This is a genomic window from Xanthomonas sp. NCPPB 4467, from assembly GCF_041475665.2.
Classification (GTDB): Bacteria; Pseudomonadota; Gammaproteobacteria; order Xanthomonadales; family Xanthomonadaceae; genus Xanthomonas; species Xanthomonas dyei.
In genome coordinates this window covers 4,743,159-4,755,994 of sequence record NZ_CM191260.1, presented here as the reverse complement: position 1 = coordinate 4,755,994, position 12,836 = coordinate 4,743,159, and the positions used below count along the sequence as shown (strand labels likewise).

At 65.7% G+C, this 12,836-nt stretch carries 10 protein-coding genes and 3 other RNA genes; 7 read left to right on the top strand and 6 right to left on the bottom strand.

What is annotated here, in order from left to right; all coding sequences use genetic code 11:
- Positions 1–4: 4 nt before the first annotated feature.
- Complete coding sequence (locus ACCQ06_RS20865) at positions 5–1,126, top strand: fatty acid desaturase family protein (RefSeq protein ID WP_104614845.1); 1,122 nt, start codon at positions 5–7, stop codon at positions 1,124–1,126.
- 612 nt (positions 1,127–1,738) lie between these two features.
- Here ACCQ06_RS20865 and ACCQ06_RS20860 read toward each other — a convergent pair.
- The gene (locus ACCQ06_RS20860) at positions 1,739–3,325 is read right to left on the bottom strand and encodes an EAL domain-containing protein (RefSeq protein ID WP_316688997.1); all 1,587 of its coding nucleotides are present in this window, start codon (positions 3,323–3,325) and stop codon (positions 1,739–1,741) included.
- A gap of 380 nt (positions 3,326–3,705) precedes the next feature.
- Here ACCQ06_RS20860 and ACCQ06_RS20855 point away from each other — a divergent pair, with 380 nt between their 5' ends.
- The gene (locus ACCQ06_RS20855; protein ID WP_005989247.1) at positions 3,706–3,882 is read left to right on the top strand and encodes a hypothetical protein; all 177 of its coding nucleotides are present in this window, start codon (positions 3,706–3,708) and stop codon (positions 3,880–3,882) included.
- A gap of 196 nt (positions 3,883–4,078) precedes the next feature.
- Here the strand turns inward: ACCQ06_RS20855 and ACCQ06_RS20850 are convergent.
- Positions 4,079–4,155: non-coding RNA, sX9 sRNA (locus ACCQ06_RS20850), on the bottom strand.
- A 290-nt stretch (positions 4,156–4,445) separates the two neighbouring features.
- Positions 4,446–4,955 (bottom strand): lipocalin family protein, encoded by a 510-nt coding sequence (locus tag ACCQ06_RS20845; protein WP_170068546.1) that lies wholly within the window; start codon positions 4,953–4,955, stop codon positions 4,446–4,448.
- Between the two features lie 424 nt (positions 4,956–5,379).
- Between ACCQ06_RS20845 and ACCQ06_RS20840 the strand changes: the two genes are divergently transcribed.
- Positions 5,380–5,457, top strand: a non-coding RNA gene (locus ACCQ06_RS20840) — sX9 sRNA.
- Here the strand turns inward: ACCQ06_RS20840 and ACCQ06_RS20835 are convergent.
- Both ACCQ06_RS20835 and ubiK read right to left on the bottom strand, forming a co-directional pair.
- Complete coding sequence (locus ACCQ06_RS20835) at positions 5,458–6,981, bottom strand: YifB family Mg chelatase-like AAA ATPase (RefSeq protein WP_316688995.1); 1,524 nt, start codon at positions 6,979–6,981, stop codon at positions 5,458–5,460. It lies immediately after the preceding RNA gene.
- Between the two features lie 15 nt (positions 6,982–6,996).
- On the bottom strand, positions 6,997–7,281 hold the full coding sequence (gene ubiK / locus ACCQ06_RS20830) for a ubiquinone biosynthesis accessory factor UbiK (protein WP_104614848.1): 285 nt from the start codon (positions 7,279–7,281) through the stop codon (positions 6,997–6,999).
- A 152-nt stretch (positions 7,282–7,433) separates the two neighbouring features.
- Here ubiK and ACCQ06_RS20825 point away from each other — a divergent pair, with 152 nt between their 5' ends.
- From ACCQ06_RS20825 to ACCQ06_RS20815, 3 genes are all read left to right on the top strand, one after another.
- A complete protein-coding gene (locus ACCQ06_RS20825; RefSeq protein ID WP_280523185.1) occupies positions 7,434–7,808 on the top strand; it encodes a P-II family nitrogen regulator in 375 nt (124 codons plus the stop codon).
- A 761-nt stretch (positions 7,809–8,569) separates the two neighbouring features.
- The gene (locus ACCQ06_RS20820) at positions 8,570–10,540 is read left to right on the top strand and encodes a glycoside hydrolase family 84 protein (protein WP_316688991.1); all 1,971 of its coding nucleotides are present in this window, start codon (positions 8,570–8,572) and stop codon (positions 10,538–10,540) included.
- An 81-nt stretch (positions 10,541–10,621) separates the two neighbouring features.
- A non-coding RNA gene (locus ACCQ06_RS20815) (sX9 sRNA) lies at positions 10,622–10,695 on the top strand.
- A gap of 11 nt (positions 10,696–10,706) precedes the next feature.
- Here the strand turns inward: ACCQ06_RS20815 and ACCQ06_RS20810 are convergent.
- Positions 10,707–11,363: an RIO1 family regulatory kinase/ATPase domain-containing protein gene (locus tag ACCQ06_RS20810; protein WP_316688988.1), complete on the bottom strand. Its 657-nt coding sequence runs from the start codon at positions 11,361–11,363 to the stop codon at positions 10,707–10,709.
- A gap of 610 nt (positions 11,364–11,973) precedes the next feature.
- On the opposite strand from ACCQ06_RS20810, the gene ACCQ06_RS20805 reads away from it, so the two are divergent.
- A complete protein-coding gene (locus ACCQ06_RS20805) occupies positions 11,974–12,786 on the top strand; it encodes an outer membrane beta-barrel protein (RefSeq protein ID WP_316688986.1) in 813 nt (270 codons plus the stop codon).
- Positions 12,787–12,836: the final 50 nt, after the last annotated feature.

Genomic DNA, 12,836 nt, shown 5'->3' with positions numbered 1-12,836 from the left:
CTTCATGAGCCGAGTTCATAACCGTGCCCTGTCCGCCGCCGAACTGCAGTCGTTTGGCGACGAACTCGATGCCATCCGCGCCCGCGTGCAGCGGCAGGTGGGCGCCGCCGATGCGCGCTACATCCGCCGCATCGTGGCTGCCGTGCGCTGGACCGGCGTGGCCGGCCGCGCGCTGCTGTTTTTGGGTGCGTTCGTGCACAGCGTGCTGATTCCGGCGTGGATTGCCGGCGTGGTGCTGCTGACCCTGTCCAAGATCCTGGAGAACATGGAGCTGGGCCATAACGTCATGCACGGCCAGTACGACTGGATGGGCGACCCGCAGCTCAACGGCAACACCTACGAGTGGGACATCGTTGCCACCGGCGACAACTGGCGCAAGACGCACAACTTCAAGCACCACACCTATACCAACGTGCGCGGCATGGATGACGACATCGGCTACGGCCTGCTGCGGATCTTCCCCGAGCAGCGCTGGCGCCCGTTCTACCTGCTGCAGCCGTTCATCGCGGTGGTGTTTGCGCTGCTGTTCGAATGGGGCGTGGCCATCCAGGACCTGCGCCTGGGCCGCTGGTTCGCGGGCAAGATGAAGGCTGCCGAGCTGCGCGCGTCGTTCCTGCCGGTGGGCCGCAAGATCGGCCGCCAGATGCTCAAGGACTACATCGTGTTCCCGCTGCTGGCCGGCCCGTTCTTCCTGACCGTGCTGCTGGGCAATCTGGCCGCCAACATGCTGCGCAGCATCTGGACCTTCGTGATCATTTTCTGCGGCCACTTCACCGCCGATGCGGAAGTGTTCCCGAAGGAATCGATCCGCAACGAGTCGCGCGGCCATTGGTATCTGCGTCAATTGCGCGGCTCGTCGAATCTGACCGGCGGCAAGCTGATGAACGTGCTGTCGGGCAATCTGAGCCACCAGATCGAACACCACTTCTATCCGGATCTGCCGGCCAATCGTTATGCGCAGATTGCGGTCGAGGTGAAGCAGGTCTGCGCGCGCTATGGCCAGCACTACAACACCGGCTCGCTGCCGCGTCAGTTTGGCCAGGTGATGTGGCGGATCGTGCGGCATGCCTTCCCGAGCCGGCCCAAGCCGGTGCGCCAACGCGGCGCTGCGCTGCAGAGCGCTTGAGGGATAGGAAGAGGCCGCCATTGGCGGCCTTTTTTTATGGGTTCGGGTTCAATCAGCTTGATGGAAGTTGATGCATCCCGACACGGTGAGCGTAGCGATGCGGCCACGTGTGCGCATGTAAGCGCACAGGCGTGATCGCATCGGCGAGCGATAGGCATCTCACCGGTGCGCGGGTGAGGTTGTCTGAGCGGCAGCGCAGTGATTGCGATTGTCGCTTCGACAACAGGCGACGTGCGTGGGTAATGCCGCCATGCATCTGCATGCAATACATGTGCGTCATGGGCGTCGGTAAGTGATGGGCACCGATCGTCGGCTCGATGTCGAAAGCCGTGGGATTCGGGTAGCGTCGGCAAGGAGCGACGCCAGTTGTTCGCTGTCCTGACGCGCTGGGCCCAGCAACAGCCAGTGGTTGCGAGCGCGACGTCGACACCACGCCATGGTGTGAGTGATTGGCTGGGTTGCGGCATTTCAGCCGATGACGGCGGTCCGCCGGAGCGTCCCAATCGTGCCAGGCGAAGACACGGATCACGCTGGTGCCAGCCGAAGCCTTGTATGGGATCTTCAAGGCATCGGAGCGGCGTGCCGGCCGGATGCCTTGAAGGCAGCGGTTGTCTATTTGAAACCGTGCGCGGCAACGGTGCGCGCCTGCGCGTGATATGCGATGAAGCCGGTCGCCGGCAGTGCGCGCGAGAACAGCCAGCCCTGCGCAAGATCCACGCCGTGGGCGCGCAGGTAATCCAGTTGCTCCTGGCGCTCCACGCCTTCGGCGATGGTGCGCAGCTGCAAGGTCTTGGCCATTTCGATGATGTGCGCGGTCACCGAGCTGGTGGCCGAGTGGGTGCCGATGGTGTCCACGAACGACTTGTCGATCTTCAGCGCATCCAGCGGCAGGCCTTGCAGATACTGCAGGCTCGAATAGCCGGTGCCGAAGTCGTCGATCGACACCGTGTGGCCGGCGCCGCGCAGGTGGGTGATGGTGGTGCGCGCCGCGTCGATGTCCATCAGGCTGCGCTCGGTCGCCTCCACCCACAGCTGCCCGCTGTCCACCCCGGTGCCATGCAGGGCCCGGGCCAGCACCGACTGCACGCGGCCGCTCTTGATGTCGCCGGCCGAAACGTTGATGGCCACATGCAAGGCCGGATCGGCAGCCAGCGTAGGGCCAAGGTCGCGGATGACTTCGGCCACCACCAGATCGGTGATCGGCAGGATCAGCCCGCTTTCTTCCGCCAGCGGAATGAAGGCATCCGGCGGCACCAGCACACCGTCCGGCTGTTGCCAGCGCACCAATGCCTCGGCGCCGACACAGCGGCCGTTGTCGAGCGCAATGATGGGCTGGTAGTGCACGATGAACTCGCCGCGCTGCACCGCAATCTCCAGCCGTGCCAGCGGCGACAGGCGCCGCCGTGACACCCACAGCACCACGCCGACCAGCAGCACTGCCAGGACGATGCCGCCGGGCACCACTTGCAGCCGTGCGGCCGCCAGCGGCCCGCGGAGATACGCCATCGGCTCGGTGACCACCGCGACCCAGTCGCCGCGCCGGTCGCGGCCGGACAGCACCTGCGGATGCGCGTCGGCGGCGGTGCGCGGACCGGTATCAGCGTCGTCGAGCGGGGCCACCAGCAACTGTTCGGCCGCGGTGCCGGTGCTGCTGAGAACCTGCCCGTCGGGCGTGCCGATCGCCAGCTGCAGACCCGGCGGAATATTGATGTCGGCCAGCGTATCGGGGTTGATCAGCACGTTGTAGTCGCCTAGCTGCAGCGCCATCAAGGGGTGCTGCGGATTGGCCAGCGGCAGCAGCCGGGTGGTCACCGCGATACCGCGCTTGACCACGAAGTCCGGGCTGGTCTGCGGGATGCTGTCGGGTAGCAGCCCCCACGAGGTACAGCGCAAGCGGCGTTGCTCGAAATGCCCCAGCTCGACGATGTAGTGACTGGTCAGCACCAGCGCGCGCATCTGCGCCAGGTGCATGGGCGAGCAGGGCGGCATCCGTGAGGTGGCCATGCTCAGCAAGGCGCCATGCGCCTCGTCGAAGGCGGTTTCGGTACGCCGGATCGACAGCGCCGCCAGTTGGCTGAGCCTGCTTTCCTCGCGCGATAGCGCCAGCCGCCATGCCAGGTAGTAGGACAGCCCGATGGGGAGCGTTGCGCACAGCAGCACCAGCAGCACGGTCAGACTGATGATGCGTTGACGCTTCACGTCACCACCCGCATCGGCGTGGGGGCCAGCTCATGCGCGCAGCCTGCTGGGTGGGCTGCGCACTACGGCCTGCGCGTCCGCAACGGCTGCGCCGCCACACGCAGCAGCGCGCCGTCGCGGCGTGATGTTGACCACAGATATGGACTGATGAGGCTGCACGTCGCGAATGTACGACACACGCGTGCATTGCGCGCGTCTGTCGAGCGAAGTGGATGTGATTTTCTGCCGGCCGCTGTCTCTGCACTGCAGCAATTGACGCGGTCGATGGATTCACGCGCTTGCACACACTTGCGCGCTAGGGTCGGTCGGTCTGCGCTCGCCACCTCGGGCTGCGGGGCCATCCGGTCCCCTGCAAGGCGCTCTCACTGGAGGAATCACCCATGACAACGCAGAAAGAACGCGTCGGCGGCACCGATGCGGTACCGATTTTCAAGATGCACGAAACCACGCGCGATGGCGAACTGGTCAAGTACGTGGTGGGCGACACCGGCGTGGCCTTCGACAGCCTGGAAGGCGCGCAGGCTGCCGCCAAGGATCTGGGCACGCTCAACGGCTGAGTAGGACAGTTGATTGCGACGATTGGCGCCAACGGGCGACCTGGTCGCCCCGGCAATCGCCGGAGTCAAGGCGGCTGGAGCAGAGGGCGGTGCAGCTGATGCGGCGCGGTTTCAATGCTCCGGCCGTTGTTTGTATGGGCTTGAGTAGTCGGGTCTGTCTACAGCGGAGTGCTCGATCGCAGTGGCGTCTTGGATCGGCTAACAAAACGTGGCGAGCGGTCGTCAGGTGGACATGGACGGCGCGCTCGGAACCGGAGTGAATGCGTGGTCCATGCCGGACCGAGCACCGGCCGCGCCTGCCAGATGGTTGCGCAGTCGTTTTGTTAGCGGCCCTCAGATCGCAATGCGGTCGGCAGCCCGCACGGATGCCTGGCGTGTGAGCTCGCCGCAGGACGGCTTCGTTCACAACACGTCGCGCTCAGCGCGTGTGAGCGAGCAGTGGCCATGTGGTGCATGCGCTGAGCGCAGCGCGCCGAGAGTCCAGGACCAGCCGCACCTTGCGGAGTGCATGCCCAGCCCGCGCCTGACGTGCGCCGCGCACTAGCGGTGATCGCCACGCATGCTCAAGGCAGTGGTTGCTCGGTCAGCTGCCCGGTGTGCGGGGTGTGGATCAGCGGCGCCAGGTCGAACCCCTGTTCGCGCGCATGCGCCAGATAGGCCTGCGCGATGTTTTCGTCCAGCTGCGGCAGGCGCGCCAGCAGCCACAGGTAGTTGCGGTCGGGGCTGCCGACCAAGGCGGCGGTGTAGCCCGCGTCGATGCGCATCACCCAGTAATCGCCCTTGGTGAAGGGAATCCAGCGCAGGCCTTCGGGCAGGAAGGTCACGTCGAGCCGGGCGTTTGTCGCGTCGATGGCGCGCGCCTGACCGACCGCTTCCTCCAGTTCGCCGGCTGCGGTCAGGCAGCGGTTCTGCACGCGCACGGTGCCGTCGTCTTCCAGAGAATAATGCGCCGACACATCGGTGCAGTCCGCGTCCTCAAAGCGGATCGGCAACCTGGCGATCTCGTACCAGGTGCCGAGATAGCGGTTCAGATCCAGCGATGCAACGGTGATCAACTCGGGAAGTCGGCTCATGACGGCCTCTGCGTAAAGGGATGGCAGACGTTGTACGTGCATGGCCATGAAGTGGATGTTGGCAAGCCCAGTGAGCAACTGCCAGCTGCATGCACTCGCTTGCGCCGTCACTGCCGGTGCCTGTTTATTTCCGACGCCGCGGGCCAGCTCTTGATTGGTGGGCCATCAAGTCGTGTTGGCAAGCGCGGCGACGGGCTATCAGGTGCTTGTCATCGCTTGCGCTGTCACTGTCGGCGCTTGTCTGTCGTCGACGCCTTACGCAAGCTATTGCTTGCTGGTAGAGCGACGAAGGGGCTTGTCTGCAGTGGACGGCATTGGCGGCGCCGCGCCGGGTGCGGCTTACTCTTTCTGCGCAGACAGCTAAGAGCGGCTCACAAAACGACTGCGCGACCACAATGCAGGCGCGGCCGGTATTCGGTCCGACATGGGCCATGCGTTCACTCCGGTTCCGAGCGCGCCGTCGACATCCACCTGGCCGATTGATCGCCAGGTTGCGTGAGCCTCACGATGCCGCACTGGCGGCGGTCAGTGCGCGATCCAGCTTGCGATAGCCGATCGCTTCGGTCAGGTGCCGTGTGGCAATCGTGGCGCTGTCGTCCAGATCGGCAATGGTGCGCGCCACGCGCAGGATGCGATGCATCGAGCGCGCGGATAGCTGCAGATGTTCGATCGCACGTTCCAGCAGCAGTTGGTCGTCGTTGTGCAGCCGGCAATGGCGATCGGTGTCGGGTTGGTCGAGTTGCGCATTAGGCAACGCCCCGCGCACGAGCTGGCGCTGCCGCGCGGCGACCACACGCGCACGCACGCTGGCGCTGTCCTCGCCGAGGTTGCCGCTGCGCAATGCTTGCGGCGGCAGACGCGGTACTTCGACATGCAGGTCGATGCGGTCCAGCAGCGGCCCTGAGATGCGGCTGCGATAGCGGCGGATGCTGTCGCTGCTGCAGCGGCACCGCCCGCTGCCATCGCCGGCCCACCCGCAGGGACATGGGTTCATGGCCGCCACCAGCTGAAACCGTGCCGGGAAATCCACGCTGCGCGCTGCCCGTGAGATCGTGACCAAGCCCGATTCCAGGGGCTCGCGCAGCACTTCCAGGGTCTGACGTTGCCACTCAGGGAGTTCATCCAGAAACAGCACGCCGTTATGGGCCAGCGAGATTTCCCCGGGGCGCGGATGCGTGCCGCCGCCGACCAGGGCGACGGCGCTGGCGGTGTGATGCGGGGCGCGGTAGGGACGCTGCCGCCAGCGGGCAAGGTCCAGTCCGCGGCCGCTGATGGAGGTAATGGCGGCGGTTTCCAGGGCTTCGGCTTCGCTGGCTTCCGGCAGCAGACCGGGCAGGCGCGAGGCGAGCAGCGTCTTGCCGCAGCCGGGGCTGCCGACCAGCAGCAGGTGATGGCCACCGGCTGCGGCGATCTCCAGTGCGCGACGTGCGTGCGGTTGGCCACGCACGTCGGCCATGTCGGGTAGCGCGCGCGCGCCCACGGCTGCCACCGCCAGTTCGGCAGTAGGCGCCTGCTGGGTGCCATTGAGGGCGGCGCAGACTTCCAGCAACGTGCGTGCAGTGAAGGCCTGGACGTGCCCGGCAATGGCGGCCTCGGCGCCGTTGGCCAGCGGCACGATGAGCCGTCGCCCGGCCTGCGCGGCGGCCAGGGCGGCCGGCAGTACGCCATCGACGCCGCGCAACTCGCCGGTCAGCGCAAGCTCGCCGATGAATTCGTAATCGGCCAGCGCCTGCCGGTCGATCTGCCCACTGGCAGCCAGAATGCCGAGCGCGATCGGCAGATCGAAGCGGCCGCCGTCCTTGGGCAGATCCGCCGGCGCCAGATTGATGGTGATGCGCCGGGCCGGGAATTCGAACTGTGCGCACAGCAAGGCGGCACGCACGCGCTCGCGCGATTCGCGCACCGCCGCCTCGGGCAGGCCCACGATCTGGGTGGAGGGAAGGCCGCCGGAAAGATGCACTTCCACCCGAACTTCAGGCGCGTGCACCCCCACGCGGGCACGGCTGTGCACCAGCGCCAGACTCATGGTGGAGGGCTCGGGTCAGGGAGTGTCGGAACCGGGCGCCGCACTGGGCGATGCGCCGGGTGCGCGCGCTTCCAGCGCGGCAACGGTCTGCTCCAGCGCGTCGAGTTTTTCGCGCGTGCGCAGCAGTACCGCGCGTTGCACATCGAATTCTTCGCGGGTGACCAGGTCGAGCTTGCCCAGGCCGGCCTGCAGTGCGCCCTTGAAGGTGCTCTGCAGTTCTTCGCGCGATTGGCGCAGGCCCGGCGGCACCAGGTCGCTGAGGCGGCGGGCGAGGTCGTCGAGCTGATTGAAATCGATCATGGTGTTCTCCGCAGGTCCGTAGGAAGCCTAGTGCAGGCCGGGATACGCGGGACATCGGCAAGGCAGTCGGCAGGCGGTAAGGATAGTCCCATTCGGTTGTGGGCCGCGGTGACGGCGGCTAAGCATGGGTGAGTGTTGCAGCCGTCCACGGTATGCTGCGCGCCCGTCATGCCCTGGGATCTGTACCGATGAAAATGATCATGGCCATCGTCAAACCGTTCAAGCTCGACGATGTGCGCGAAGCACTCGCCGGCTGCGGCGTTGCGGGCATCACGGTGACCGAGGTCAAGGGCTTCGGGCGGCAGAAGGGCCACACCGAGCTGTATCGCGGCGCCGAGTACGTGGTCGATTTCCTGCCCAAGGTGAAGATCGAAGTGGCGGTGACCGACGACCAGGCCGAGCGTGTGGTCGAAGCCATCGTGGCCGCCGCCGGCACCGGCAAGATCGGCGACGGCAAAGTCTTTGTGTACGACCTCGGCACAGTGGTGCGCATCCGCACCGGCGAGCTGGATAGCGACGCGCTGTAAGCCTTGTCGCGTGCGGCGCTGCGGTGCGGCGGCGCCTCTGCTGCGTGCTGAAAGAGGCTGGCGGCATCGACGCGCGCACCAGGGTTTTTTCAACGCCGACAGCGCATGCGCCGATCGATTGATGCGCTCGGCAAGGCCGTGCTGCAGGAAAAACGGGATGGCTGCAACGCGCCTGTCATTGGCATAGCGTTGGCGTGCGTCGGATGCTGAAAGTGCTGGCGCATGCCAATGCGCATCAGGACTTCTACGCCGCCGACACCACACATGCCGATCGACGGATGCATGCGGCGATGACGCGTTAGGGCAAAACGCAGCGGTGGGGATAACTGCCCTGCGCCTGCCATGGTGGGCTGCACGCGAGCCCGACCGCGCGACCGCTACATCTGATAGGCCACGACTCAGGTCGGTTCCGGCGCCAGCGTGGCGCCTCGATGGATTACGTCATGGCACCTGCGCTCTGCTTGAGCCTCGAGTACGCCCATGCCTCATCCGGGGATCTTGCTGGGCCTGCCGCCGCTTCAACTGGTCTACCCGCCACGGCGATGGTGATCCTGACGAAGCCAGTAGCACCGTTTCTCATACCATTTCAATACCGCAGCTCACGGCCGACGTGCTTGATCGGCTCCCGACCCAGCCGGTGCATACGTGCAAGCGATAAAGCCAAAACCAGGCTCGATCCCGTAAGACCAAGCCACGCTTGTCGCCACGCAACGACTTGCCTACTCTAGGCCGTAATACCATTCCAATACCGGAGTTCGGACATGAAGCGACGCAACAGGAAGTCGGGCTTGCGCCTGCTCTCGGTTTTGGTGGCAGTGGGACTGGCCGCCCCTGTGCTGGCCGAGCCGGTCACCCAGCCGGCGCTGTTTCCGACTCCGGTATCGATGGTGCTGGATGGGGAGACGATCAGCTTGGGCCGGTCGGTGGTGCTGGTCGTCGCGCCGGGCGCGGACCCGGCCTCGGTCGCGTTGGTGCGCAGCCTGCTCGGGTCGGCCGGCGTCAGCAAGATCGCCACCGCCTCGCGCCTTCCGGCCACGCTTGATCGCCCGCATATCGTCATTGGCACCGGCGAGGCGGCGGTGGTGCGCGATGCACTGACGCGCAGCAAGGCCACGCAGGACACCCATACCGAAGGCTACACGTTGACCAGCGTTGCGCTGGGCGGCGGCAGCCTGATCACGCTGGCCGGCCACGACAGCGATGGCCTGTTCCATGCCGTGCAGACGCTGCGTCAGTTGCTCGAGCGGCCGGCCATCCCGGCGCTGGTCATCCAGGATTACCCGGCCATGCCGATCCGCGGCACGATCGAAGGCTTTTACGGTGCGCCGTGGTCGATGGCCGACCGCAGCAAGCACCTCGATTTTCTGGCGCGCACCAAGGCCAACACCTACATCTACAGCCCCAAGGACGACCCGTACGCGCGCGACCGTTGGCGCGATCCGTACCCCAAAGCGACCTTGAAGGCGCTGGGCACGTTGGCGGCCACCGCCAAGCGCAACCATGTCGATTTCGTCTATGCGATCTCGCCGGGGCCAAGTGTGTGTTTTTCAGACCCGGCCGATGCCAAGGCGCTATTGCGCAAGTTCGATGCGTTCCGCGCGCTGGGCGTGCGTAGCTTCTATGTGGCGTTGGACGATATCGAATACACCAAGTGGAACTGCGAGCGCGACAAGACCACCTTCGGCGCGTCCGGTGCGCAGGCGGCGGGCATCGCGCAGTCGCATCTGCTCAATCTGGTGCAGGCCGATCTGGTCGCCCGCCACGATGCTGCGTCGGAACTGATCATGGTGCCCACCGAGTATTACGACGCCAAGGAAAGCCCGTACAAGGAGGCGCTGCGCAAGCATCTGGACCCGAAGATCGTGGTGCAGTGGACCGGCACCGACGTGGTGCCGCCGGCCATTTCCATCCCCGATGCGCGTGCGGCGACCAAGGCATTCGGGCGCAAGACGCTGCTGTGGGACAACTACCCGGTCAACGATTTCGAAACTTCCGCCGGGCGCTTGCTGCTGGCGCCGTATGCCCGCCGCGAGGCCGGGCTGTCGGCCGAGTTGTCCGGCATCGTGTCCAACCCGATGAACCAGGAAGTGCCCAGCCGCGTCGCGGTGATGGGGCTGACTGCGTTCGCGTGGAACGACAAAGGCTACGACGCGCAGCGCACCTGGCATGCGGCGGCGCGCGATCTGGCCGGTGGCGATGCGCGCGTGACGGCAGCATTGCTGACCTTCTTCGACACCCAGCATCTGGCGCCCACCTTTGGCAGCCAGCCGTGGCAGGAGCAGGCCCCGCGTCTGAAGGCCGTGCTCGACCAGGTGCGCGAGGCGATCGCGTTGGGCGATGCCACGGCGCGCAGTCAGGCCATTGCAACGCTGGCGCGCACCGCCGACGACATCGCCGCCGCGCCGCAGATCATTCGCGACGGTGTAACCGACAAGGGCTTTGCCGAGCAATCGCGCCCCTGGCTCGACGCGATGGAAAGCTGGGGCCGCGCGCTGCAGCAGACCGCCGCCGGCCTCGATGCCGCCAATCGCGGCGATACTGCCGCGCCAGCGTTGTTTGCCGATGCTGCTGCAGTGGCCGCCAAGGCCGCGGCCGTCCCCTCGATTCCCGGCGCCACGCGCTTCGGCGGGCCGGTCAAGGTCGCCGATGGGGTGCTCGACCGCTTTGTGGCAGACGCACCGACGCTGATCGCCTACAAGGTGCCAGCCGTATCGGCAGCGGTAGAGCACTGACGGAGCTGCTGGTGGTTAAAAGCAGCCAATAAAACGGCTGTGCTCACTGCCAGGGGCGCGCGGCCTGTGCTCGATCCGGCAATGCCACTCGGACATTCCGATTGCTCCGCGCCGTCCGCACCCACCTGACGACTGCTCGCCAGGTTTTGTGAGCCGCTCTTAGTGTTTACGCGTCGCGTTTGAGGCGGCGGTAGAGCCGCTTCCAGCCGCCGCGCAGGCCACGCACCCAGCCCGGCTCGGCACTGCGTGCGGCTTCGTCGGCGGTGGGTGCGATCCCGGCCAGGCGCTGGCGCATCTTCTGGAAATTGGCCACGTCGCTGCGTTGCAGCTGCCGTGCCACCGTGCCGCGCCGCAGCCAGTGGGGGAACCGCCACGCCGAGGTGAAATCGATCAGCACCGGCACCCCGGCACTGACCACCACGTTGGTGCCGTGCAGATCGTTGTGGGTGATGCCGAATGCATGCAGGCGACGCAGCGCCTGCTGCAATTGCTGGAAGACCTCCTGGCCCACCACCGCACTGGCGCTGAGCGTGTCGCCGGGAATGAACTCCATTCCCAGCGCCAGGCCGCCCAACGTACCGAGCAGGGCCGGGGCATGCCGCCAGCCGTGCAGGCGGCGCAGCATGCGCGCTTCATGGTGAACCATCAGCCGGGCGATGGGTGCCAGCAGCGTGCGGCGATAACGGCCGTAGTCCTTGACCACGGCCAGTTGCCCGTCCAGATGGGTGCGGTAGACGTTGGGCTCGAGCAGCCGTGTGCCCTGTTTTAGCAACACGGGAGTGACGACCTGCAGGCTGGACACATCCAGCGGTTGGTAATGCATGACAGTTCTCCGGACCCTGGCGACGCGGAGGTGTCACGCGTGACGCAGGTCCAAGGGGATCACAAAGGATCGGGGTCACGCAATTTTAGAACTTGCGAGTATTGAAATTACATTTGTTTAACAAATGAAATGTTCCGGACATGGAACGCCCTTGCAATTCAGTCGGTTGAAGCGCTCAGTTCCTTCCAAAATCGCTGGGCTGCTGCGCGCTGCGGAAGCGCCACTCCGCAGGTGCCGGCACGTGCGACGCCGCCCAGTCGCCATCCGCGCGAGACCGGGACGGGAGGTGGCGATCGGTTGGCGGGGTTGTCGGCCTCGGTTTGGAACACCTCAAAGCCGCACTCCAACGGACCGTCTGTCGACGCGCGTCTCGGCGCTTCTTGACAGCCAATGAGACTCCAGACACTGTGCGCGCTGCGGTCAGGGGGCTGCATCACGCGCGCGTCGCGCACATCCACGCCGATGTGCCACGGCCGCTGCCTTGGGCAGTGCAGTGATGCGGGGACGCTCCCGGAAAGATGACGGCAACTGCGCCACTTCCAGACGCCGTCGGGTCCGCCTGCGTGCGCACGGATGCGGGAACGAGGGAGGACCACTCATGGGGAATGCGATGAAAAAGACTGCAACACTGCTGTTGGCCTGCACGGCGCTTGGCGTCACGGCACAGGCCTCGGCGCAATCGTTGTCGCGCGGCTGGGACAGCTACCGGAAACAGCAAACGCAACCGCAGGCCGGCACGCAGGGCAACTCTGTACCGGCCGCGCCGCTGTCGCGGCCCTCGCACGCCGGCAACGTCGGCGCGCCGACGGCCGTCGGTGGAAGCGGAAGCGTAAGTGTGGCCGAGGAGACTGGCGGATTTGCCACCGTCACCACGCAGACGCCTGCGGTGGATGCGCCGCCTGCACCGACCTATGTGCCGCCAATGCCGCGCGAAGAGGATCAACGTCTGAAGAGCGGCGTTTTTCTGGGCGTGCAGGGTGGTCAGGGCAAAGTGTACGAAGGCATCGACCAAGACATGCTCGGCTTCAACGCAGGCTATCGTTGGAGGGCGGGTCCGGCGACGCTGGTCGGCATTGAGGCGGCAGTTGGGAAGCTGGCCCGTATCAGTGATCACGACGGCGCCTACGTCCCTAGCGTTGAGTTCGGAAGTCTGGGCGCCATGGCACGTTTCAACTTTGGCGACAGTCCACTGTTCGCCGTGGTGCGCCTAGGCTACTGGTCGGCCAACTCCAATGGCGAATCCAATGAACGGGTTTCCGGCGGGTATGCCGGTGCCGGATTAGGCGTAGATATTGGCCGGCATGCGAGTTTGAGCGTGCTCTATACGAACTATCTTTATGCCAACGACTATTACGATTCCGACGAAGACATCACCATCAATCGCGCCGACGTGTTCAACGTCGGCGCCGAAGTCCGCTTCTGAGTGAAGTGGATGCTCGCAGAAGGGCGGATGACAACATTCGCCCTTCTGCA